Origin of the sequence: Sediminibacterium roseum (assembly GCF_009939005.1) — a bacterium.
Taxonomy (GTDB): Bacteria; Bacteroidota; Bacteroidia; order Chitinophagales; family Chitinophagaceae; genus Sediminibacterium; species Sediminibacterium roseum.
The window spans coordinates 564,351-588,153 of sequence record NZ_JAACJS010000015.1; the positions used below are offsets into that span (position 1 = coordinate 564,351).

15 protein-coding genes are annotated in these 23,803 nt (G+C 49.3%); 3 read left to right on the forward strand and 12 right to left on the reverse strand.

Going from position 1 to position 23,803, the window contains the following annotated elements; all coding sequences use genetic code 11:
• Nucleotides 1-386: 386 nt before the first annotated feature.
• Both GWC95_RS13595 and GWC95_RS13600 read left to right on the forward strand, forming a co-directional pair.
• A complete protein-coding gene (locus GWC95_RS13595; protein WP_161819269.1) occupies nucleotides 387-1,214 on the forward strand; it encodes an FKBP-type peptidyl-prolyl cis-trans isomerase in 828 nt (275 codons plus the stop codon).
• 167 nt (nucleotides 1,215-1,381) lie between these two features.
• Complete coding sequence (locus GWC95_RS13600; protein WP_161819270.1) at nucleotides 1,382-3,427, forward strand: alpha-glucuronidase; 2,046 nt, start codon at nucleotides 1,382-1,384, stop codon at nucleotides 3,425-3,427.
• Nucleotides 3,428-3,532: 105 nt separating this feature from the next.
• On the opposite strand, the gene GWC95_RS13605 is transcribed toward GWC95_RS13600, so the two are convergent.
• The 9 genes from GWC95_RS13605 to GWC95_RS13645 all read right to left on the reverse strand — a co-directional run bounded on the left by GWC95_RS13605 (nucleotide 3,533) and on the right by GWC95_RS13645 (nucleotide 21,075).
• Entirely contained in the window at nucleotides 3,533-4,936 is a 1,404-nt protein-coding gene (locus tag GWC95_RS13605; protein WP_237722158.1) for an alpha-L-fucosidase, read from the reverse strand.
• A gap of 16 nt (nucleotides 4,937-4,952) precedes the next feature.
• Nucleotides 4,953-6,218, reverse strand: a complete 1,266-nt coding sequence (locus GWC95_RS13610; protein WP_161819271.1) for an SGNH/GDSL hydrolase family protein — start codon at nucleotides 6,216-6,218, stop codon at nucleotides 4,953-4,955.
• Nucleotides 6,215-6,922 carry a GDSL-type esterase/lipase family protein gene (locus GWC95_RS13615; protein WP_161819272.1) on the reverse strand — a complete coding sequence of 236 codons (708 nt, stop codon included), beginning with the start codon at nucleotides 6,920-6,922 and terminating at the stop codon, nucleotides 6,215-6,217. Before GWC95_RS13615 ends, GWC95_RS13610 begins: the two co-directional genes overlap by 4 nt.
• Before the next feature lies 1 nt (nucleotide 6,923).
• Nucleotides 6,924-9,821, reverse strand: coding sequence for a hypothetical protein (locus tag GWC95_RS13620; RefSeq protein WP_161819273.1), 2,898 nt, complete (start codon nucleotides 9,819-9,821; stop codon nucleotides 6,924-6,926).
• A 32-nt stretch (nucleotides 9,822-9,853) separates the two neighbouring features.
• Nucleotides 9,854-12,259: a hypothetical protein gene (locus GWC95_RS13625; protein WP_161819274.1), complete on the reverse strand. Its 2,406-nt coding sequence runs from the start codon at nucleotides 12,257-12,259 to the stop codon at nucleotides 9,854-9,856.
• 18 nt (nucleotides 12,260-12,277) lie between these two features.
• Entirely contained in the window at nucleotides 12,278-13,945 is a 1,668-nt protein-coding gene (locus GWC95_RS13630; protein ID WP_161819275.1) for a sodium:solute symporter family transporter, read from the reverse strand.
• A gap of 6 nt (nucleotides 13,946-13,951) precedes the next feature.
• The gene (locus GWC95_RS13635) at nucleotides 13,952-16,222 is read right to left on the reverse strand and encodes an FAD-dependent oxidoreductase (protein WP_161819276.1); all 2,271 of its coding nucleotides are present in this window, start codon (nucleotides 16,220-16,222) and stop codon (nucleotides 13,952-13,954) included.
• Between the two features lie 214 nt (nucleotides 16,223-16,436).
• Nucleotides 16,437-17,927, reverse strand: a complete 1,491-nt coding sequence (locus tag GWC95_RS13640) for a RagB/SusD family nutrient uptake outer membrane protein (protein WP_161819277.1) — start codon at nucleotides 17,925-17,927, stop codon at nucleotides 16,437-16,439.
• Nucleotides 17,928-17,937: 10 nt separating this feature from the next.
• Nucleotides 17,938-21,075: a SusC/RagA family TonB-linked outer membrane protein gene (locus GWC95_RS13645; RefSeq protein ID WP_161819278.1), complete on the reverse strand. Its 3,138-nt coding sequence runs from the start codon at nucleotides 21,073-21,075 to the stop codon at nucleotides 17,938-17,940.
• A 312-nt stretch (nucleotides 21,076-21,387) separates the two neighbouring features.
• On the opposite strand from GWC95_RS13645, the gene GWC95_RS13650 reads away from it, so the two are divergent.
• The gene (locus GWC95_RS13650; protein WP_161819279.1) at nucleotides 21,388-22,542 is read left to right on the forward strand and encodes a substrate-binding domain-containing protein; all 1,155 of its coding nucleotides are present in this window, start codon (nucleotides 21,388-21,390) and stop codon (nucleotides 22,540-22,542) included.
• 65 nt (nucleotides 22,543-22,607) lie between these two features.
• On the opposite strand, the gene GWC95_RS19770 is transcribed toward GWC95_RS13650, so the two are convergent.
• The 3 genes from GWC95_RS19770 to GWC95_RS13655 form a co-directional block, all read right to left on the reverse strand.
• A complete protein-coding gene (locus GWC95_RS19770; RefSeq protein ID WP_237722159.1) occupies nucleotides 22,608-22,748 on the reverse strand; it encodes a hypothetical protein in 141 nt (46 codons plus the stop codon).
• A 22-nt stretch (nucleotides 22,749-22,770) separates the two neighbouring features.
• Nucleotides 22,771-22,899, reverse strand: a complete 129-nt coding sequence (locus tag GWC95_RS19910) for a hypothetical protein (protein ID WP_262886305.1) — start codon at nucleotides 22,897-22,899, stop codon at nucleotides 22,771-22,773.
• 76 nt (nucleotides 22,900-22,975) lie between these two features.
• Nucleotides 22,976-23,785: a class I SAM-dependent methyltransferase gene (locus GWC95_RS13655; RefSeq protein WP_161819280.1), complete on the reverse strand. Its 810-nt coding sequence runs from the start codon at nucleotides 23,783-23,785 to the stop codon at nucleotides 22,976-22,978.
• Nucleotides 23,786-23,803 lie beyond the last annotated feature (18 nt).

The following is a 23,803-nucleotide window of genomic DNA, read 5'->3' on the forward strand; positions in this document are numbered from 1 at the left end:
CAAAGCTTCTCTTTATTTATTGGATCAGGATATTTGGATGCTCCGGCTGAAACAAATTTGGCCGATCGCCTATAGACAGGACAATCTTGCAAAACATTGCATACCCGAACCTTTTTTTCCGCAGAATTCGGCAGTTGCCTTAAATGTCCCGGCGAAAGGTCAATATTAAGGCAATGTTATGTTTATTGGTGTTTTTTTGACGAACTATTTTTTCAACATACCTGTAAAATGACCATCATAAACCGCAAAAAACAGAAAATGAGGGCCCCGGCTTGTGCGCGCTATACATATTACATATTTTGAAATATGCTCCGCCGTATCCCGCCGATCCACAAACCACATTTTGATTATCGTTACCTTTAGTACGATACAAGCAAACACACGAAATGAAAAGAACGATACTCACGCTGGTTATTGCCTGTTGTGCATGCTCCATCGCAACCGCACAGAAACACGATACCATTACCACCGCCTCCGGTTTAAAATATTACCTCACCAAAAAAGGATCGGGCCGCATGATCAAACCCGGCGAAGTAGCGGTGTGGCACTATACCCTCACGCTGGCAGACGGTTCTAAAATAGACGACTCGCGCAAAAACAATTCACCGCTCGGTTTTGCGGTGCCAACAGACGGGCTCATCAAGGGAACGGTGGAGGCACTGATGCTGATGCATGTTGGCGACAGGGGCGTCTTCATCGTACCGCCGTCGCTGGGCTATGGCAGGCGCGGGTTTGATGCAGGCGGGTCGTTGCCGGCCATTCCACCCAACGCGACCTTGTATTTTGACATGGAGCTGGTAGACATCAAGAAAGCAGCATTGCTCGATACGCTTGAGAAAGCATTGTTCAAACAACCCGTGAGCGATACATCAACGCCGCGCACCGATGCGGTGATCGCATTGTACAAATCGTACAAGCAAAAAAAGTTCGCAGATATGTTCACTTCCGACAATGACCTGAACACCATCGGCTACGAACTGCTGCAAAGGTTTCCGAATGAGGCCATCAAAATCTTCCTGCTGAATGTGGAAGAATATCCAAAAGTGGGCAATGTATACGACAGCCTTGGCGAAGGCTACATGAACATCAGCGATTTTGACAAGGCGATCCTCAACTACGAAAAATCGCTGCAGATCGATCCCGGTAATACAAATGCAGTGGAAAAGATCAAACAGATGAAAGCAAAAAGGGCGAAGTCTGTTTTGCAGATGTAAAATGGTTCATCCGCAGGCCGCTGCCTATCCTTGTTCCAGGTACATTTTAATGGTGCCGCAAAACGCTTTTTACAAGGCAAGATCCGCCGACCCAGGCAGATTTCTCACCGAATGTAACCGATTGCATTTTAAAAAAGCCTAGATTTAGCGAAACAACAGCCTGCCCTATGAGAGCGCTTTTCCTCCTCCTCGTTTCCTGTTTTTTTATGGCCGGATCGAACGCCCAGGGTGGCCATGAACTCTGGCTCCGCAATAAGACCTCGGTGCCGGTATCGGTGGTCTGCGCAGAAACATCCCCCACCCTTTCCATTGCCGTTCAGGAGCTGAAAGATGGATGGCACGGCAAAGCAAACGCATCCGTAACATTGAGCATCGTAAACGACGATGCCATCAAACCGGATGGTTTCAGGATCTCCGCTGCATCTATCCGCGCCACAACACACAACGGCATTCTGTACGGTGTGTATGAGCTGCTGCGCAGGCAGCAAACCGGGCAGTCCATCACAGACGAACGCATCAATCCATCGTATAAAGCAAGGATCCTGAACCATTGGGACAACCTCAACGGCACGATCGAGCACGGGTTTGGCGGCCCTTCGATCTTCTGGCACAGGGACAACTCGCTTGCCGTGAGCGACAAAGACCGTTTGATCTGGAAAGAATATGCGCGCGCCAATGCATCCATCGGCATCAACGGCACGGTGATCAACAATGTAAATGCAAACCCGCTCGTGCTTACAAAAGACTACCTCGAAAGGGTAAAAGCAATCGCAGGTGTGTTGCGTCCGTATGGCGTAAAGACTTATCTCTCCATCAACTGGGCCGCGCCCAAAACCATTGGCAAGATCAGCACAACCGATCCCCTGGCCGACTCGGTGATCAACTGGTGGAAAGCGAAGATGAAAGAAATTTATACGGTGATACCCGACCTCGGCGGTTTTGTTGTAAAGGCCAACAGCGAGGGGCAACCCGGTCCGCAGGATTATGGCCGCTCGCACGCAGATGGAGCCAACCTTTTGGCCGATGCGGTAAAACCGTTTGGCGGCATCATCATGTGGCGCGCATTTGTTTACCAGCCAAATGAAAAGGACCGGGCGAAACAGGCCTACAACGAGTTCATGCCGCTCGATGGAAAGTTCCGCGACAATGTGATCATACAGGTAAAGAACGGCCCGGTCGATTTTCAACCAAGAGAACCCTTCAGCCCTTTGTTTGGCGCCATGAAGCAAACACCTGTTATGCCCGAGTTCCAGATCACACAGGAATACCTGGGCCAATCGATCCACCTTGTTTATTTGTCTACGATGTGGGAAGAACTGCTGCAAAGCGATACCTACCAGGCCGGCAAAGGCAGCACAGTTGCACGCGTTACAGATGGCAGCGTTTACCCGCAAAAAATTTCCGCGATCGCCGGTGTGGCCAATATTGGTTTGGATACCAACTGGTGCGGGCACGATTTTGCACAGGCCAACTGGTACGCATTCGGCCGCCTGGCATGGAACAACCGCCTGAAAAGCGAACAGATCGCGGATGAGTGGATCAGGCTTACTTTCTCTCCTGAAACAAACACCACTGCATGGAACACTGGGTTCCTGGCACCGGTAAAACAGATGATGATGGACAGCCGCGAAGCCTGTGTGAACTACATGATGCCACTCGGACTGCACCACCAGTTTTCGGCAAACGACCATTACGGCCCCGGTGCATGGTGGGCGCCTGCACGCATGCGCTCCGACTGGACCCCACCTTATTACCACAAAGCTGAACCCAATGGCGTTGGCTTCGACCGCACAACGAAGGGAACAAACGCAGTATCGCAATACCATGAGCCGCTTGCTTCTTTATTCAACAACCCGAACACATGCCCTGAAAACCTGTTGCTCTGGTTCCATCATGTATCATGGGATTTTAAAATGAAGAGCGGGCGCACACTGTGGCAGGAAATGTGTTACAAATACGACAAGGGTGTGCAGCAGGTCCGTGGTTTTCAAAAGACATGGGACAAAGTGGAATCGTATGTAGACAGTACGCGCTTCAGATCCGTACAAAGAAAACTGCGCAGCCAGCTCACCAATGCGATCTTGTGGAAAGACGGGATACTGCAATACTTCCAGACCTTCCACCATCAACCGATACCATTTGATATAGAGCGGCCCGTAAACAACCTCGACGAAATCATCGCGAACGAGTTCGCAAGACGGCCGAGCCGATAAAGAAGTGCCACAAATGACCCTGGTCTTTACATAAACCATACAGGCTCCTCATCCACAGATGAACCTCTGTGAAAATTCCGTGTCATCTGTGGCAAAAAAAAAACGTTATAGCGCCCCTTCCAGCTTAACCACCCATGCATATCCGCCCGATGGCAAGTTGGGATATAGCTTCAGTCCATCAATCACCAGCTTCCCGTTTTTGTAACTTGTTTTCAGATCCAGGCTTGATCCCAACACTGAAATTTTTGCCGGCGCATGAGCGAGGTCGATGCTGATCGGTTTATCGTGTTGCGCAGTAACGAATGCATAGAGATCCTTGCCCTTCTGCGTGTAAGCAATGTTTGCATTTGCAGGTGATGGCTGACCCGCAGTGGTGCCAAAGATGGCTTCCCCGTTGATTTTGAGCCATGCGCCGATGTCTGCCAGGCGTTGCTGCATGATCACCGGGATCGTTCCATCGGCAGCGGGCCCGATATCGAGCAACAGGTTTCCCCCGCGCGATACTTTCTGTATGAGCATCTGGATCAACGCGTCTGAAGAATTGTAATCTTCCAGGTTCTCGTTCCGGTTGTATCCAAACGATCCGCCGATGCCGCGGCATTCTTCCCATGCATGCTCAAACTTTTTATTGGTTGCATCTTCGTTGTGAACAATATCGTATTCTGTTGTATAGTAACCGCCGTGTTTGCTCCTTGTTTCTTTTCCCCAGCGATCGTTCACCACAACCGTATTCTTTACAGGGCTCTCATTGTACAACCACGAAAGGAACTGCTGGCTCTGCCATGTATCGCTCGGGTGCTCCCATTCGCCATCGGGCCAGATGATGTCTGGCTGGTAACGTGTAACAAGATCTTTCAACTGCGGGATCATGTGCTCGCTTACGTATTTGCCCACATCGCTTTTATACAATGGATTGAACCATTCGTACAACGAATAGTAGAAACCCATGTGCAGCCCTTTTGCTTTTACCGCTTTGGTAAGATCGCCCGCGAGATCCCTGTGCGGGCCCACATCGGCTGCGTTCCAGTTCCACGACTGTGCGCTTGGCCAAAGCGCAAAGCCATCGTGGTGCTTCGAGGTAAGTACGACATATTGTGCGCCCGCATTTTTAAAAACATCGGCCCACTGTTCAGGGTTGAAGAGCTCTGCCTTGAACTGCGGCGCAAAATCCTGGTACATAAAATTAGGCCCGTAGGTTTTGTTGTGATAGGCCCTGAAAGCCTTGCCCACCTTAGAGCTGTCGGTAACCATCCTGTTCCAGTACCACTCTGAATATTTCGAATACACCGCATATTCTTTTCCAACAGGGGCCCAGGCAGGAACAGAATAAACGCCCCAGTGGATAAAGATCCCAAACTTCGCATCCTTGAACCATTGCGGTATCGGCCTTGCATCGAGCGAGGCCCAGTCTGCTTTGTAGGTTTGCGCAGTAAGCGTTGAGGATGTTACTGCAATGGCAACCATCACCATTAAAAAAAACTTTCCTGCATTGTGTTTGAGGTGTTTCATATTCTTTCCTGTTTGATCAGTATAAAATAGCGCCCACATACATGTTTTTACCTTCGTACATGTGCGGATCCTTTATTGTTACATTTCTTGTTTTCAATATAGCCTCCTTGTCAAGCGTTGTTTTTGCCAACCGAATGGTGGCCACATGCTTTCCTTCCGGCAGTCCTGAAATGATAAAATAGTTGAGCCTGTAATACGTACAGAATGCATCAAACCGGTTGATGACGCGTGGCGCCTGCCCATCGATCGTGATCTCTATCGCGGCTGTTGACGGCCCCATGATGTCCGCCAATCCAAAACGCGTTCCTTTGAACTTCACCGTTACCTCAGCGTCGGGCGATGCCGTAGAGAATACCTGCGGCAGCAACGGGTAATATTCTTTTCCCTTCGTTACAGAATCGGTTACGTTCCATTCTCCTTTGAAATTCTTTTTTATCGACAAACGGGCCATGCCCGCTTTGCTCCAGTCGTTTGCTTCCAGTGCATCCGGAAAAATATTTGTCACGGCCACACTGCCCGCTTTCAACAGCGGAAGGTTCCTGGCAAGTACCTGCGTATAGATCCTGTGCCCTGTTTCCGGCAGCGGATGCACACCGTCAACAGAGAACAGGGGAACACCATTTGCATCTTCTTTCTTACCCATCATCACCAATTTCCCCTTGTTGATCTCATCGATCACTGCGAGGCCCATGTGAATGCCTGGTATCTGGTAATGATCAGCGATCACCTCCATCGCAGTTACCGATGCGGGAAACAAACCTTTCTGCAACTGCGGAAGGTTTTCATTGGCAAATGTGTAGATGAAACAGATATCCGTTTTGTTGTTTGCTTTGCGGATCTGTCTTACGATGCCCTCCATCGTCTCGCGCACCAGTTGCATGCGCCAGCGGTTATCGTTCACCGCAAACTCAACAAATACAAGATCGGGTTTATGATCGATGACGTGCTGTTTAACACGGCTGGCGCCGAAATCAGATCCTGTTCCACTTACCGCCGCCATGATCTCCTCAAACTTGGCGGAAGGGTACTGCTCCCTGAACCATGTCATTACCTGGTCGCGGTAACCATTGCCCGCACGCGTAATACTTCCGCCAAGAAAAGCGACGCGAAGTGTTTTGTTGTTTTTGATCTTTGCAAAAAAATTGGGCAGGCCGTTCCTCGCCGACAGCTCTTTCGCAGGCGCCAGCGAATCTGCCTGGGCCCCTGCTGTATAAACGGCGGCTGTAAAAAAGCAGACCGCAACAAAGCGCATCAATTGCATGCTTATCAATTTCTTTTTCATAATTTTTCCCGGGAGATTTTAACGATCGCATCAAACCAATTTGCAGCGATCCTGTTTGCGCCTGCACGGTTGGGATGCACTTTGTCGCTGATCGTGTATTGCATCCAATCCCAGTTCGCCGATTGATCAACAAATACCACATGGTTGTCATTCAACGAATCAACCATCGCTTTGATCGCAATATTCAGATCAGGAATGTACTCATATTTCGGTAGTTTTCCACTGGTAATAACAGCGGCAACAATTATTACCGATGCCGGGTTTTTCTTTCTTATGGTTTGAATGATGTTTCGCTGCGCATTCACAATTCCCTTCACAGGCGCCTCTTCCACAAAATGGTTATGCCCCGCATGGAGCAATACAAGATCCGCAGGATACAAACCATATACACTATCTACGCGTGCTGCGAGGTACTCTGCGTTTCTTCCACCATATCCAAAATGATCAATGGCAATTCCTCCGCGCTGCGACCTGCGCGGGCCGATGAACGTTGGTTTAAAACCAGCGGCTTTCAACATCGAATCCAATGGGAACAAATAGGAAGAAAATTCAGCGCTGCCTTCTGTTATCGAATCGCCATACCCCAATACAGTGAACCCGTTCCGTAGTTTTTGTCCGATCGCGCTTTTAGAAACGGAACAGGATGGCAACTGCGTTAACACCGCCAGCAGCAACATCATCTTTATCCATACCTGCTTCTTCATATCAATGGTTCATTTTCTTTGATGGATACTTTACCGTGCTGCCATCGGTTTTTACAGCGGTCACTTCAAACGAGATCACATCGTTTGTTCTTGGAAGCATTACATCAAACTCAAAAGGGTAAGCGCTATCTGTAACCGTTGTCCAATCGGGCGAATCGTTTAGCCTGTACCGGAGCGTGCATTGTTTCCATTCCTTTTCTGTCTGGTTCGAATAAATATAAAACACCGCAGTTTTTTCAGTTGGCTGTATGATCATTGCAGTTGCCGTTGCAAGCGTGTCTTCATTCGCATGGTAGCGCACAAACCTGTTTTCCAGTTTCACCTGACCAGCCATAACATCGTCCTGTTTCCATCCGATCCCTTTTACCTGGATGCAGCCGATGCCATTGGCAGGAAGTGTTACAACCAGTTTCCCATCTTTCATCGATCCTTCTTTCGTTTTTCCTTCGTGGTCGTAAACAATGATCCGGTAGGTTTTTCCTTCCTGGTATGGGATCACCTCTTTGTTGAACCGGATGTTTTGCGTAACCGTTTTGGGCGCCGTATTGGCAAAGGAGATAAAAAGATCTTTTTCGTTACGGCCCATTAAATAATTGAACGCAACCTTGTCGGATCTCAAAGCATGGGATGGCATCCAGACCTGCACGTTCTCATTTCCCATCACGGTTCCTTTTTTTGACCCGTATACCTGGCTCGTCAGGAACGCATAACCGGGTGCGAAAGTGCCGGGGAAATTGATCCTGCCTTTGGACCGGTAATAAAAATCCGAAACGATAAAGTCTGCAAGCAGTGCAAGATGCGGCCAGATGTGGTTGTAAAATATTGCGTTGTATTTTATATCGTAAAACGGATGTCTTGCATAATCTTCACGCTGGTACACTTCGGTATGCAACGAGGTAAAATAATAACCGGGGAAATTGGCGTAGCGGCCGATCACTGCATTGTACGCCGCATTCCTCAGCAGGGTATCATTTGAATAATGTGCAAGCCGCAGCAACCATGCTGCATGGTGAGCCAGCATCACGGGCCCGAAGGCGTATGTATTGGGCGCTTCGGGCACAAGGCCGTTGAGCGAGGTTTGCCATGCAGGTATTTCTGCCTGCGCAACTTTTGTTGTTTCATCCATCGGTAAAAATGCAGCGCCTTCCAACGCACTCACCCTTCTTCCGGGAAAAATACCTTTTACTTCCCCGCCTTTGTTCACGGTGATATTGCCCGCGGGCGGTGCGGGATTGGATCTTGTCCAGAGCAGCAACTGTTTTGCGCCCGTGATAGCGGCCTGCAGGTAAACCTCTTTTTTTGTTTCCATGAACAGTTCAAAAAGGTCATAGATGCGCAGTCCGTAATCTGTTGTAAAACCCGCGCCGCGGTCTCTTAATCCCGGCGAATCGAAAAATGTTTGTGAGTATTTGTAGAAAACCTGTTTGAGGTATTCATCCGCACCTTCCATCGATCTTTTCAGGTCATCGGGATGGTGCGTGAGGCGATAACGCGCAAGGTAATCCTGCCAGCTGCCGCCACCTGTTTGTGTGTTCATGTTCAATTGCCTGCTTTTACCAAACAATCGCAACGCTTCGGATGAAAATGCGGGCGTGTACCTTTTTGTAAGCTCATCGAGCGCCACGAGTTCGCCGATGTCTACACACGGCCCTTTGAGAAAATGAGAAGGTTGCTGCGCCTGGCCCGCCGAATCGCTTGTTGAGAATAAAAATTTCTCGCGGCTCATCACATACTCGATCATGGGTATTGCGCGCCGTTTCAAAATGTCTTCGTTTCCTGTAAACAGGTATAGGCTGAGCGGGTGCAACGCAGATACGTTCTTTACGGTGCCCGGCACATCGAACTGGTAATTGGAGGCTTTCAGCTCTTTGTTCCATCCTCCATATACATCGTTCATGGCAAGGTCAAGCATGTTATCGAGTGTCTGGTTCAGGGATGCTTTTGCGTTTTGCCTTTCGGACCTGTAATTGAAAACAGACGACAAAAGAAAATCCGTTCCTTTCTCCCAGTTGCCCGGGTACAACACATACACCAACCCGATGCTGCGCTTGTCTCCTTTGTTCAACCTTGCCTTACCTGTTCCCGGCAGGGGAGAATAAATAACCGGTTGTGCCTTGCCCGCCGGGTTCCGGATGGCCATGCCGAACAAACTGTTTGCTTTAGGCCCATCTGCCGGGAAAACCGACCAGAACGGGTTGTTCGCTTTGCCCGCATTGTTCCATTGTGCCGCGAGCGCATAGCGGTACGGAATATCAGCCAATGAAACCGCCAGTCCCTCCGTGTAACCATGGTGGTTTGTAAAAACAGCAGCGGTGTTGGCATAGGCCTCTTCGGTTAAAGCGAATTTACCCGGGAAACGTTTCCAGCTCCAGGTGAGCGGCTGGTATACAAAATCAACATCCGCAGAATCCACCTGTGGCATCCCGGTAAAGCCCAATGCGTACTCCCCTTTTTTATGTGCTTCCAGGCCAACCTCGAAAACAGGGGCCTGCTGGCCAGGCAAGAATTTTACGGTAAGCGATACCTGTGCGGCGGCGGCATCTTTGTATGCGAAGGCAAGCATGTTGTTCTTTATCACATAAGATTGTGCCACATGGTCTGTGCTGCCGAGCAAATTAATATCCTGCGTGGTCATGGTTTTCGTTCTCCATGCCACAACACCCGGCTGGCCATCCATTGCCGCACCGGTTAGCTCGGGCTGCTCCTGCGTGAAAACAAGTTTCAGTTGCGGTACAATGCGTCTTTGAAGTTTACTGGCCTTGTGTGTTACAATAAAAGCGGGCGATTGGGTGAACCCTTCCGCAACAACAACGGAATAATATGCGTTCTGGATAGCTGTCTGCGCATTTGAATAAAACGCAAACAGGCAACAGGCCGCTAACACGATTGCCTTTCTCAAAAAACAACACCCGGTATTTGCCACAATAGATCTCATTCTTGATTTGATGTTACAGGTTCTATTTCTATCAAACGCATTCCATACGCGTCGATGCTTACGGAGAGGTTAAGTTCGTTCGTGCCAGACACAATCGTTTTGCTTTGCACGGCAAGCTTGTTCAGTATCTTCACTTCTTCCGCCGTAAAATTCTTTTCGTAGCGGTCGGCCCCACGGGTTAGCGGCAGTGTCTGGTACTTGTCCTGTGCCAGTATTTTCCTGGTTTCCGCATCACCGGGTGAACTGTACGATTCCGTGATCTTCAATTTAGTGTTTTTGAAATGATCCGGAAGATCCTTTAACAAAACTGAAATGCCTGCATAGCCAAGTTCCGCCGCGTTCTCAAAAAAAATGGAGGGCGATGCACAGTACACAAGAATGCTGATCTTGTTTTTTTCTTTTGTTGCAACAGCGTGCAAACCATAACCCTGCCCGTCTACCGGTGTTGCCACTACCGGAATTTTTACATCCCCCAACCTGCTTCGCAGCAGCATACCCTTTGCATACGTTGACAAAACATTCTGCTTTCCATAGGTGAGCAGTGCAAAATGCCAGCCCGCGCCGCTGATGGGCGTTATGTTTGCGTTCTCCGCTTCGTAATAAGAATGCAGCGCCGTGGTGTAAGCGGCCATCGCCGCTTCTTTTTTCATCGCACCCTGCAGATCGCTGAGATCCTCGATGGTAGAGGGTTCCGCCAATCCCATTTCATCTACCAATACAGGCAGACGGGGATCAAGGCCGTACTTCTTCAGCATATTCTGTAAACTATCGCCAACGCCTTTGATCATGGATGGATAGTTGCCGGGGAAAAGATAGGTGTGCCAGGTGATGTAATCCAGTCGTTTGTTTTTGGAAGTATCCGCACTGTACCGCTGCAGGAACCCATCGATAAAACCCCAGCGGCTGTTTGGGTTGTTGCTGCCAAGTCCTGCAATTTTCACCTGCCCGTCTGCAGGTTGTTGCCTGTTGAAAATGGCAACCGCTTCGTACAACGCTTTGTAAAACTGGTAATGCGCATCGGAATGTACCGAACCGTTCGTGATGTTGTCCAGTTCATAAGGCATTTGAATGATGCGCAGCGAAGGACAAATCTTTTTTGCATACTGCAAGGTGGTGAGATATCCCTGCGTGATCTTTTTCCATTCGGCGCCCGGTATGCCGTTGGCAGGTAACGCGATGCGCCCCATCTCCGTATACTGTTTGTATAATTTTACGATCGGCGACAATTGAAGATCGAGCACTACCGTGTCGGCAGAAGCTTTCGCCACCTCGAGCCATTGCCTGAGGTATATCAATTGAGATGAATCGAGCGCCGATGGGTTCTCCATCTTCCATGGTAGATAATGGTGCTGGTAGCGGAACAACGAGAACCGTTTCCCCAGGGCGGCTGTTAATGCCTGCGCCATTTCTTTTGTTTGCGGTGTTGGTGTTCCGTATTGAAAATCTTTTACGGGGTTACCGGAGTAAGCCATTACACGCAGTTCTCCTTTGTCTCTTTTTGTGGTTGGTCCGTTGCAGTCTATTTCAATCCTTCCTTTCTGCATCAGGTCTGCAGACACCTTTGCTGTTGCCTGCCGCCAGCGCGCCAGTGCGGCATCGTGTCTTTGCAGCGCCGCGGCAATGGAATCGGGCGAAAGGCGAACGGCATTCATGGCCGCGTAGGGATCAACTGCGCTCATGTTCCGGTAAAGCGATCCGAGCACCAATGAGGATTCAACGTCCATATGGTGCGTTACAGAACTGAAGGTGAATTCTGTTCTGTCGCCATAATTGAGTAATTGCGGATAGACGCGGATGTGCATCATTCCTGAAACATTCAGCAGCGGCTTTGTACCGGGCGGTGTGGTTACTTTCATCGTGATGAAACTCACTTTGAACATGCCCGCTGTAAATGTATTGATCGCCTGCGGACGAAGTTTGCATACGATCGCCTCTTCACCGTTTCCTTTTACGCGGAAAGAAAATGCAATGTCTTCTTCGGAACCTATGGTATAATTAAAAGGAAGGAGGAACGAGACCGGTGTTCCCGCCGAGGTATAGGGTATCAGTTCGCTGGTACATTTTATTTCACGTGCATAAGGCGAGCCGCCGCGGAACAAAAGCTGGACACCATGAACGGTTGAATCGTTCCATGTTTTATAGGCGGCGGACCACAACGCGCCGTCGTACCAACCAAATTTACCACGCAGCGCGTCTTCCTGGGCCGTTGGTGATTCCTGCGGAAAAGGGAACTCGCTGTACCCGTAACGCCATTTGAAGGAGACCGACTGATCGGCGCGGAGATAGCCCGGGTAGTTTGGTTGCGATTGGGCGGTACAAACAAAGGTATGGAGCAACAGCAGCCCGGTAAGACTGCGCAAAAAAGACCGGGGGAAAATTCTTTTTGCGTTCGTGTTTATCATGATGATCCATTCACTTCTTTACAACCCTGCAGGTAGCCGGCGCGATGCAACGCGTTGCTTGCGGATGATGGAAAGCGCCGCCAATACAATGATGATACCAACACCCATTGCAACCCTGCCATTCTCCGCGATCCATCCAAGTATGGTGATACCGAACCCGACAAAAACCGTGCTCCATGCGATCACTTTCACGCCGAAAATATTTTGCCTGGCCGCTTCTGCATTTGCCACTGCACCCGTTGTTCCGGTGCCGCGTTGCAGGTAGGGAATATTCTTTGCTGTATAGTAACCGTAGATTTCAAACAAAAACAAAAGAAGGAACGGGAAACCCACGCCCAGTACGGTTTCCTGCGTGCGTGACAACGACAGGCCCAAGACGGAAGGCCCCAGCGTTTTGAAAAACAAACTCACTGCCAGCGATACAATGGAAACAAACAACAATGAAAAAGCGGTTTGCCGTTTTGAGAACAGGGAATAGATCACCGGGCCGAACAGGCTACCGCCCGCGATCGCCGCGGTGCTGAGCACAACGTTTACGATTCCACCTGCTTTGGGAACGAGTATGGCAAGGTAAATGGTTCCTGCGCCAAACAATACCGTGAAGATCCTTGCCACAAGGATCTGTGTTTTCTCCGTTGCTTTTTTAAAGAAAACATCTTTGTAAATATCATGCGCAAAAATGATCGCCGCGGTGTTGATGGTTGTATTTGCCTTACTGGCCGTTGCAGCGATCATACCTGAAAGAACAAGGCCGATCAAACCTGCGGGCAGGATCTCCTGGCACAACCGCATATACGCGCCTTCTGCTTCCATACCCTGCAGCGAAGGGTTCATTACGCGGTAGATCATGGGTGGCAACATCCAGATAAAAGGCGCAACGAGGTAAAGAAAACTAAACAGGTAGGCTACTTTTTTTGCATTGCGTGTAGAAGATACCGAAGTATAACGCTGCACATAACTCCAGTTGCCGGCAATGTATACAACCTGGTACACAAAGAAAGCGAGCATGAAACCGATGTTGTATTCGTTGTTTACAGGATCAAAGAAATGGTCGGGTACTTTCTTTACAAACGCAGACATCCCTCCTACCTGGTTGAGTGCAAGGGGAATGATGATGATCACTGCCGCTGAAAGAATAACAAATTGTACCACATCCGTGGCAAGCACACCCCACAATCCCCCGCCCGCCGTATAGATGATGATCGTGATGCCGATCAGCGTAATGCACATTTCGAGCGACAATGGCGTTGCAACGTAAACGATCTTTCCAACGGCATACAATATTGCGGCGGTGCTTGCCAGGCTGTAGATCAGCACCATGTAGCTGTAATATTGCTTGGTTGATTTTCCGAAACGTTCACCGAGGTATTCTGCGGCCGTTGCTGCGCCTGTTTTTTTCCAGCGCGCGGCGATCCATATCGCGGTCACAAATCCACTTACGCACATGGTAAACTGGATGGCATTGGCCACCAGCCCGTACCGGTAAGCGATCGATCCCCATACAACAAATGTTGCGGCAGAGAAGTAGGAAATAAAAAGTGAAAGGCCATTGATCCACCACGGAGTTTGTCCGCCTGCTTCAAAAAATGATTTTGAACTCTTGCTGCTTTGCACAGTAAAGATCAACCCGATGATCACCATCAGGATCGCAAACACGCTCATCACACCAAAATCAAGTTTACTCATAACGGCTTAATAACATCTGATCTCAAAAATGGCTGCAGGAATGTTTTCCGATGGATGCTCGCATGCGATCACCAGTTCATCTGTTTCCACCGGCTCCTCCAGCGTTATCGTGTTCCTGGTCTGGTAGTTGCCCGTAACTTTTTTCAGCAGTTTTCCTTTGCCATCGCTGATCGTATAATTTCTTATGCAGAATGGCATTACATCATCCGGGTGGCCCATCAGCACCGATTCCATCGGGTGGTCAAAGTCTGTATCGAAACCCAGCTGCACCGATCTTATTGTTACCGGCTTCTCCCATTTCATCCTCAGTTCCGGCGTTTTGTCTGCTAACGATGCGGCCCATGCATTGGGTGCAAGATAAGGACGTGCGGCCCCTTTTATCACATTGTCTGCGTGGTAGGTGTATAAAGACCTGGTAAAACCGATCGCGAGGTTCTGCCCGTTGGGCCTGCGTTTCGGTGTCCACATTTCAAAAGAATCGATGCCGATGTTATCGGGCGGTATTTGAACACCCGTATTTGAAACGGCTTTGTTCGCTGCCTGGAAAACAGACAATACCCCCGAAAGCCGCTGGTCTGAAACAGCAACGGATACACCGTTTTGTTTTCTCAACAGGATAAAGACGTAATCGTTTGTTGCGATCTCCGTATCCCATTCAACAGAAACCGTATTCCTGCCGCTGTTGAGTTTAATAATTTTTTCCTCGAGTACCTGGTCAGGCGTAAAATTTCCTGCGCGGCTCGAAGACACCAGCTGAACAGTAAGCCCGGATGCTGTTGCGGCGTTTGCATCAAAATGCATAGCGGGTAATTTTCCGGGCGTCACAGGAACAAGCTGTGCGATCCCTGTTTCGTCGATGGCGTACAAACTTCCATTTTGTGAAAACCCCATCAACGCATACTCGCTCGAAGCGGAGAGCACGGCCTGCTTCGCAATATCTTCTGCATCGTTGTTTTCGATGCCCGGGATAAATTGTCCCGTCCTGAGCAACTGCTGTTGCAATTCTATGATATGGCCGTTGACTTCCCTCGGGTTTATGTTGTTCTTCTTCGCGATCACAGCTGCCAGGGCCACTGCCTGCGCGCTGTATGCAGATGTTGCCATTACACGGGAAGATCCGAACGCAACGTGTGATGCGCTGATGATCCTTCCCGCGAGAAAAAGGTTGGCAATATTTTTACTGTACAGGGTTCTGTATGGGATGGTGTAAATGCCTTTGCTGTGCCATTGGTTGCAACCCGGCAACTCGCTGAACACGCCGTCTGCAGGATGAAGGTCTATCGACCAACCGCCATAAGAAACCGCGTCTTCGTGAAAGCGCTGTTCAACGATATCCTGTTGTACCAGCATGTAATCGCCGATAAATCTCCGGCTCTCCCGTTTACCGGGAATCGTTCCCACCCACTCCAAAGTATAATTGGCCGCTTCGGGAAAATTGCCTGAGTTCTTGATATAGTCCCATACGCCATACACCACTTTCCAGAGTTCCCATTTGATGCGTTCCGTGTCTTTCACGGTATCGAGCCGTCCGCCGTATTCGATCCACCAGAGTTTGCAGCCCTGGTCGTGGAGGCTGAATGTTTTGTAACGCGGGATCGATTTGATATCCGAAAGTGCAAACGAGGGCGCCGTATATTTTACGGGGCGGCCCGTGTCTTTGGAATAGAAATACATGCTGTGCCCGAGCAGTTCGCCGTACTCTTTTGCCGGTGCAAATTTTTCTCCGAATTCTTCTTTCGATTCTGCGCCCATTCTGAAGGCTGCGCCCGACAAAAAAGCCAGTACGCCATCGCCCGATGCATCACAGAAATAAGGAGCGCTGAAATGGTATTCAGTCTGGTTCTGGCTGCAGAATGCCCTTGCAGAAGAGATGTTGTTCCCGTTCATGCCCGCCTCAAAAACCGCGGTGTTGAGAAACAGGCGTATGTTCTTTTCTTCTACTGTTTTTTCGAGCAGGATCGCGTCGAAGATCAATGGGTTTCCTTCGGGGTTGCGGTAGGTATTTTCTACCAGCAACTCATCGATCACGCCACCTTCTCTTGACCAGCGGTTGTTGTTTCCCATGTGCGATGTGGCGCCGAGGATCCACAACCTTACTTCGCTTGATGCATTGCCGCCGAGTACGGGCCTGTCTTGTACAAGCGCCACGCTGAGTCCTTCTCTTGCCGCTGTTATGGCGCAGCAAACGCCGCTCACACCTCCTCCTACAATCACCAGGTCTGCATTAACCTGTTCTGTAAAAAGATCCCTCACACTGCCGCCTTCATTCAATATCATGTGCTTGTTGCTTGATGTTTAAAAGCTGGAACCCTTAAGAAAACATGGTAAGGAAAAACAGGGAACAAGAGCCGGTCTTGCCTGTTCAATCATTGCTTTTATGCTGTTGTTCCATAACATCGCTGTCAATGAAACCTCAAACTTTCCGCTGTATTTATCCTTCCTGTACCCTTTTTCCTGTTCCCGGTTTTCCTGGTTGTTTTCTTAACTGCATTTATTTCCACGCATCGTTCTGTGTCAGTTTCGGATTGGCGTTGATCTCGATTTGTGGGATCGGGAAATATTTGTGTTTGGGCAATGGCGTTCTTACCGGATAATCTGCGTTCACTGCTGTTGGAACAACGGTAAGGAACTTATCGGTTCTTGTAAGATCGTACCAGCGATCGCCCTCACCATAAAATTCCCACGACCTTTCGCGCAATACCGAGTCTACAAATACGGTTGGCGACAAACCCGATACCAGGTTCCCGATATTGGCCCTTCCTCTTACTGCGTTGATGTAATTGTAAGCGTTGATGGTTGCGCCGTTTGTTTTGGCTTCCGCTTCTGCGGCAATAAGATATGCATCGGCCAGGCGGAGCAGGTAAATGTTGTTGCTTCCGTAAGCGCCCACCGCTGCAGGATCTTTGTATTTACCCATCAGTACGAGGTCTTTGGTTGCAAGGCGCGTATCGATACTTGCCTGTGGCACCACTACATTGCCTGCTGTTTGCGTATAGGTGGTTGCGAGGAACTCACGGCGTTTGTCTGCCGTAGCCATCGAGTTCATAAATGCACTGTATACATACATACCGCCTGCGCCACCTTTTGAATAATCTGACGGTGGGATCGGCGCGCAGAAATAATGGATCTGTGATTGCCTGATGGGGTTGGTGGTGTTGCTCAACTCCACTGCGAACAATACTTCGGCCCTTGCTACATCTTTCTTTGCAGCCGTGAACAGATCGGTGTTGGAAACCAGTGAATACTTGTTCGATGTGAGCACTTTCTGCGCGTTCACCAATGCCTCGGCATTTCTGCCTGCATAGAGCGCCGCTTTGGCATGCAGCAACTGTGCCGCCTGTTTGGTAGCACGGCCCTTAACAGTGGAGGCCGCATAGTCTGGCAAAAGCGTTTCTGCGCGGTTCAGGTCTGCAATGATCTGGTCGTATACTTTTTCAACCGGCGATCTTTCGTTGAATGCCGCATCAACTGAAGCCGTTGCCGATGTTTTGATCACAACACTGCCAAAGTTTTTCGCGAGGCTCCAATGAAAAAATGCGCGGAGAAACAAGGCTTCGCCGATGATGGCGTTCCTTCTTACGGTATCCATGTTTGTGCCGGGTACTTTTTCAATTACCCAGTTGGCCGCCTCAATTCCTTTGTAAGCGGTCTTCCAGATCTCAACAGGCGATTCGTTCGAACGGCCGTTGCTGGTCTGAACCGAATACAATGGGTCGTAGCTGAAAACGGTAAGGGTGTTACGTCCCACAACATTGCGCGGGAACATCTGGTCGGCCGACCATTCCGCCACAAACAAAGGGGAACCGCTGCTGTACATTACATACAGCGCGCCGTACACGGCAGTGAGTGCCGATTCGGCCTCACTTGCGGTTGAGTAAAAATCTTTTGTATAGATCCCTGAATACGCTTTTTCATCCAGCATTTTACTGCAACTGGTGAAGAGAACGATGAGGGATAAACCGGTATAAAATATGCGTTTCATATACTGAGTTTTATAAAGTGATTTGCAGGCCTAAAAGGAATGAACGTGACATTGGGTACACTACGTTGTCAACTCCCATCTGTGTATTCGAGTTACCAAACGAACCTACTTCAGGATCGAAGCCAGTGTATTTCGTAATGGTGAACAGGTTGTTGGCACTGATGTAGGCTCTTACGTTTGAAAGACCTTTTGGTGCGAAGGTGTATCCCAGGGATATATTCTTGCAACGAAGGAAGGAACCGTCTTCAAGGTAACGGTCAGACAATGGCAGCCTGCCGCCGTTGCTGCCCGCTGCAACCTGGTAGGTTCCACCCGGGTTGCTCGTGCTCCAGCGGTCTGCCAACCCTGCCGCAACGTTACGTCCGCCGCTTGGGTTCTCAAGTACCCAGCGTGAGATGTTGTAGATCTTTCCGCCGTATGTTCCCGAGAAGAATGCTGCGAAATCAAGGTTTTTGTATTTCAATGTTGTTGAGAAACCGAATATGAATTTAGGATTTGCATCCCCTGTTACCACCTGGTCTGCCGCAGTGATCACACCATCAGGTTTTCCTGCAGGGCCTGAAACATCTTTTACTTTCACTGTTCCGGGGCGCGGGTTGTTAACAGGTTGGCCGGGGATCGGTGTTTCGCCGGTTTGCATAATCCCATCATACACGTAGGTTTTGAAGAGGCCCAGCGGGCTTCCCACGCGAAGAATGCTGTAGTTGCTGATGGATGCTTCTTTGGTTGAATCATCGGCAAGCCTCAGCAATTTGTTCCTGTTGAAAGTGATGTTCGTGCTTACGTTCCAGCGAAGATCCCTTGAACGGATGATATCGCCGCCCAATGAAAGCTCGATACCCCTGTTCTCAACAGATGCGAAGTTGCCCGTAACCACATCGTATCCTGAAGACAATGGAAGTGTTTTTTTATAGATCAGGTCCGTTGTTTTTTTCAGGTATACATCGGCAACAAAATTCAAACGGTTGTCGAAGAGATCGAGCTCAACGCCGATGTCTGACTGAACCGATGTTTCCCATCTCAGATCAGGATTAGGAACTGCGTTTGGCAGGATCGCTTTGTTGAGCGCGGTGTTAAAGATATAATCGTTACCGGCGGCAACAGTGGCCAGCGACTGGTAAGGTTCAACCGCAGCCTGGTTACCGGTTTTACCGACGCTCGCCCTCAGTTTGAGGTTTGTGATGCTTTTCACATCGGCCAGGAAATTCTCGCGTTTCACGTTCCAGGCAGCCGATACCGCAGGGAAGAACCCGTATTTGTTGTTCGCCCCAAATTTGCTGCTTCCATCTACACGCGCTGTGAGATCGATAAAGTATTTGCCTTTGTAGTTGTAATTGATCCGTCCTAAATAAGACACGAGATCTTCTTTTGTCCGGTTGGAGTTAACAGAATAGTTTTGCGCCAGTTGCAATGCCTCGTTAGTGGTTGCATCGTTGATGAAACCATAACCGAGCGCGTAGTTGTAATTCGTATTGGTTTCAAGCGTGCTGAATACGCCTGTGAATTTCAACACGTGGTCGTTGGCAATTGTTTTATCGTATGTAAGGATGCTCTCATGCATCAGGCGCATAAAGTTTGTATTCAGCTTCATGCCATAACCGCCCAATCCGCCCGACAGGGTGACCTCTCCCGGTGTAAACGCCGCGATCGGGAAATAATAATCGTTCAACCCGTTGTTGGTATTGGCGCTGAGGTTGGCACGGTATTTCAGTCCTTTTGCAAGGTTCACGTCGAGGTATACATTGCTTAGAATGGTGTTGGTGCGCGTTACATCTGTAACAAGGCTACCCACCAGCGGGTTCCTCAGCTCGCCATAAAAAGAACCATAAGGCTGGTCCCTCCATGCATAGATGCCACCAAGGCTGTTGTAGGGAACAAGCACGGGCGGAGCAGACAATGCAGCGCCGATCAGGGTTTGGGTAAAGCTACCACCGTCTGTATTGGTAGAACCGGTTTGAACGCGGTTGTTTACAGAACGGCTGAAGGTTGTATTGGTTCCTATTTTGAGCCAGGAGTTGATGTTGTGATCAAGATTCATACGAACAGAGAAACGGTCGAATTTTGATTTGAGCACAATACCTTCCTGCCCGAAATAGTTGATAGAGATAAGTGATTGCGTTTTTTCGTTGCCACCCGAAAAATTGAGCTGGTGGCTCTGGATGCCTGCATTGTGGAAGATGAGATCCTGCCAATCCGTTCCTACGCCGAATGAATCCGGGTTGGGGAAACGGGTGGTGTTGAAGATCTCGTTCTCGATCCTTGCAAACTGGCTCGCGTTGAGTACGGGAAGTTTTTTGGTGATGGCCTGTGTGCCATAGTAGCCATCGTAACTCACAATCGACCTGCCTGCCTTACCACGTTTGGTGGTGATGATGATCACACCGTTTGCGGCCTGTGAGCCGTAGATCGCAGCTGCAGAAGCATCTTTCAATACTTCGATCGATTCGATGTCGTTGGGGTTGAGCAAAGAAAGAGAGCTCACACCATTCGAATTGTTACCAACGCCGCTGATGTTGCCCAGTGTTGTAGGACCGCTTACGCCGCCCGGTGTTGTGTTCTGTATCTGCACCCCATCGATGATGTACAGTGGCTCTGACGAACCGTTGATCGAGTTGGTACCCCTCAAACGCACGCTGATGCTGGCGCCGGGTGCAGCGTTGTTCTGCGTAACCTGTAAACCTGCAACGCGGCCCTGTAAGCCCTGTGCAAGGTTGGCAACCGGCGTCTGGAGGAGTTCCGCCGCTTTAACAGAGGTGATGGCACCGGTAACTTCCGATTTTTTGCGGGAGCCGTAACCAACCACCACAACCTCCTCGAGCGCTTTGGTGTTTCGTTTTAACTGGATGCGTTCGTGGGCAGTGCCGGATGCGCCTACTTCCACATCATCAAAACCGGTAAAGCTCACAACTATGGTTGCGCCCGCTTTCACGTTTGTTAATGTGTAGGTGCCGTTATCGGCAGAAGTGGTTGCCTGCCGCTCGCCTTTCACACGAACCGATGCGCCGGAAACGGGTTGCCCGTTTTCGTCAACCACCGTTCCTTTGATGGTCTGAGTCTGCGCCGTTGCCGTTAACATAGACAGCACCGCCGAGAGGAGCATTACACACAGGCGGAGTTTGCCTGCAAAATGTTGCGTTGTTTTTTTCATACATAAGCATTCAATCGTAAGACAATAGAAGTCCGGCCAAACAAAGATCGGCCGTTCAAGCAGGTGTAATTTAGAGTTGATAAGCAATTCGCCCAATGCCGCCAGGCAACAAAATGTATCGGGAACGATTGCGGCACCGTTCCCGGTAATTTCCTTTAATCAATTTCTAATGAACGGGCCGCCGGATCGGCCTCACAGAACCGGAAATCAAGAAAACAAGATGATAAAAATGTTTTATGTTTCAGGTGATCCCGGAATTGATCTTCGTGTTGGCCTGGCTTCTTGTTCGCCTGTTTCCTGTACCTTTAAGCAGTGATAAAATGCATTAAATGTGATAAAGTAACCGGCATTGCCAAAGCCGGCCAGGTGCGGGGTAAGCAGCGTTACCATTGTAAGCACTGCGAGTATTATTTTACGATTCAATCGCAGCAACCCGGGGTGGAAACGGCGGGCTCAAAACACCATGCAACGTTGCTTGATATTGCAAAGCAGCTGAAGATCTCCAAGTCTACCGTTTCGCGCGCATTGCGCAACAGCAAAGACATCAACATGGAAACGCGGAACGCCGTGCTCGATATGGCGCAGAAACTGAATTATGTTCCCAATTACTTTGCATCGAGTCTCGTAAGGCGGAAGAGTTATTCGATCGGTATTGTTGTTCCTGAACTGATCACAGATTTCTTTTGCCAGTTCATCATCATCGCGCAGAAAGCGGCTTACCTTGCAGGGTACGAAGTAATCATCTGCCATACCAATGAGAATTACAGCAACGAGATCGATATACTGAAACGCCTGTTTTCTTACCAGGTAGACGGCATTCTTCTTTCGTTGAGCAGCGAAACAAAATCGCTTGATCACCTGCAGGCCTTTGAAGATGCAGGCGTGCCCGTGATCCTTTTCAACCGCGCTAAAAACAGGCACGGACTTCCAAAAGTTTTGGCGGACGACTACGAGGGCGCTTTTACGGGCGTGGAGCACCTGATCAAAAACGGATACAAAAAAATAGGGCATATTGGCGGGCCCGAAAATTTACAGATCAGCAAGAACCGCCTGCGTGGTTACAAAGATGCGCTGGAGAAATACGGGCTCCCCGTAAACTCAGAATGGATCGTGCATTGCGATCTTACACAGGGCAGTGCGCAGAAATGCGCACACATCCTGCTCGACAAAACTTCCCGCCCCGATGCCGTGTTTGCCGTGAACGATCCTGCGGCCATCCAGCTCATCATCGAAGCAAAAAAAAGAGGTATTCGTGTAGGGCCCGAACTCGGCATCGTTGGGTTCAGCAACGATTCCAGGTCCGAAGTGATCGAGCCATCGCTCACTACCCTGCAACAACCGATCGACCAGATGGCGGAAACCTGTATCCATCTTTTATTGAATAAAATAAACGATGCCGGGTTTAAGATTCCAATGACCACTGTTTTAAAAACGGCTTTGATTGAAAGGTGCTCATCAAAAAAATGACCGGTTGTTACCGAAGTGGTAGTCGATTAAAAAAATATTTAAGGATATAGAGAAGAAGCAGGCTGTTACGGAAAATACTGCCCGCAAAGATCCGGTTCCCAACCATACGATTCTTCTTCAGCGCAAACATCGGCTCCTTTTTCTATTACCGGGGTAGCCGGTGCTTCTGCAGGTTTTTTATTTGGGTCGTAAAATTTCATTTTCATTTTTATTGGATGTAAGACCAGGTCACACAGGTTTATTGATCAACCGCCCGAGTAACGACAGCCATTCAACGGGGATACTGTGCAGCATGGTATCGACCCAATGGGTCAATACATTCAGCAGGAAATAAACATAATATTGGATAGATAGCATAATAGCTTACAAATTTTTAGTTAAAAGCAGCAGCACTTTTGGAAAGTTTAAACTTTCCAAAAGTTAGTTCTAAGGATTATTTTGTAACGGTAACCAACAGGAAGGTTGCGGGGATAGACGTGGTTCCATCCACGGCTTTGTTCTGCGCCGCAAACAGATCCTCAAGTTCGCGACCGAGTTCGTCGGCTTTGCCCTCCTTTTCCGCGGCTTCAAAAGCATTCATGGTGGGGCCATAGTATGTTTTAAAAATGCGTACGAACTCCGAAGCGGCGTAGGGTGCGTTGAATGTGAATGTGTCTTTCTGCATCACGATATTTTCCCTGCCGATGCCAGCCTGTTCAAACCTTTCGATGATGTTGTGCTCAACGCCCCACAACATAGGACTGATAAATCCTTCCGGCGGCGGCGGTGTGTATGCGGAGCTGATTTTTAAGATCTGCGCAACCAGCGTCGGGTCGCCGGGGATCCAGTTGCCCATCACGATCCTTCCTCCCTTGCGCGTTACACGCACCATCGATTTTGCCACTTCAAATGGTTGGGGCGCGAACATGGCGCCGAAAATGGAAACGACGAGATCGAAACTTTCATCTGCCAGGTCCTTCAGATCAACCGCATCCCCTTCCTGGAAACGAACATTCGTAAGCCCTTCTTTCCTTACCCGTTCATTGCCCGCAGCCACGAGGTTTTCTGCGATGTCTACACCTAATACATTGGCCTTCAGTTTTGCCTCCGGGATGGCGGTGGTGCCGTCGCCACAACCAAGGTCGAGCACATCCATCCCTTCTGTAATACCCAGCCTGGATACCAGCAGGGCGCCGCTTTCGCGCATGGTTTCGGCAAGACGGGTAAAATCCCCTTTCTCCCACAATGCTTTGTTTGGATTCATTTTGATGTTATTTTTACA

Excerpts from the sequence above, each read along its gene's own strand:
- GWC95_RS13595 (WP_161819269.1), top strand. The coding sequence starts at position 387 with ATGAAAAGAACGATACTCACGCTGGTTATTGCCTGTTGTGCATGCTCC.
- GWC95_RS19770 (WP_237722159.1), bottom strand. The coding sequence starts at position 22,748 with ATGAAAATGAAATTTTACGACCCAAATAAAAAACCTGCAGAAGCACCG.
- GWC95_RS13600 (WP_161819270.1), top strand. The coding sequence starts at position 1,382 with ATGAGAGCGCTTTTCCTCCTCCTCGTTTCCTGTTTTTTTATGGCCGGA.
- GWC95_RS13610 (WP_161819271.1), bottom strand. The coding sequence starts at position 6,218 with ATGAAAAAGAAATTGATAAGCATGCAATTGATGCGCTTTGTTGCGGTC.
- GWC95_RS13655 (WP_161819280.1), bottom strand. The coding sequence starts at position 23,785 with ATGAATCCAAACAAAGCATTGTGGGAGAAAGGGGATTTTACCCGTCTT.
- GWC95_RS13640 (WP_161819277.1), bottom strand. The coding sequence starts at position 17,927 with ATGAAACGCATATTTTATACCGGTTTATCCCTCATCGTTCTCTTCACC.
- GWC95_RS13605 (WP_237722158.1), bottom strand. The coding sequence starts at position 4,936 with ATGAAACACCTCAAACACAATGCAGGAAAGTTTTTTTTAATGGTGATG.
- GWC95_RS13625 (WP_161819274.1), bottom strand. The coding sequence starts at position 12,259 with ATGATAAACACGAACGCAAAAAGAATTTTCCCCCGGTCTTTTTTGCGC.
- GWC95_RS13635 (WP_161819276.1), bottom strand. The coding sequence starts at position 16,222 with ATGATATTGAATGAAGGCGGCAGTGTGAGGGATCTTTTTACAGAACAG.
- GWC95_RS13645 (WP_161819278.1), bottom strand. The coding sequence starts at position 21,075 with ATGAAAAAAACAACGCAACATTTTGCAGGCAAACTCCGCCTGTGTGTA.
- GWC95_RS13615 (WP_161819272.1), bottom strand. The coding sequence starts at position 6,922 with ATGAAGAAGCAGGTATGGATAAAGATGATGTTGCTGCTGGCGGTGTTA.
- GWC95_RS13630 (WP_161819275.1), bottom strand. The coding sequence starts at position 13,945 with ATGAGTAAACTTGATTTTGGTGTGATGAGCGTGTTTGCGATCCTGATG.
- GWC95_RS19910 (WP_262886305.1), bottom strand. The coding sequence starts at position 22,899 with ATGCTATCTATCCAATATTATGTTTATTTCCTGCTGAATGTATTGACC.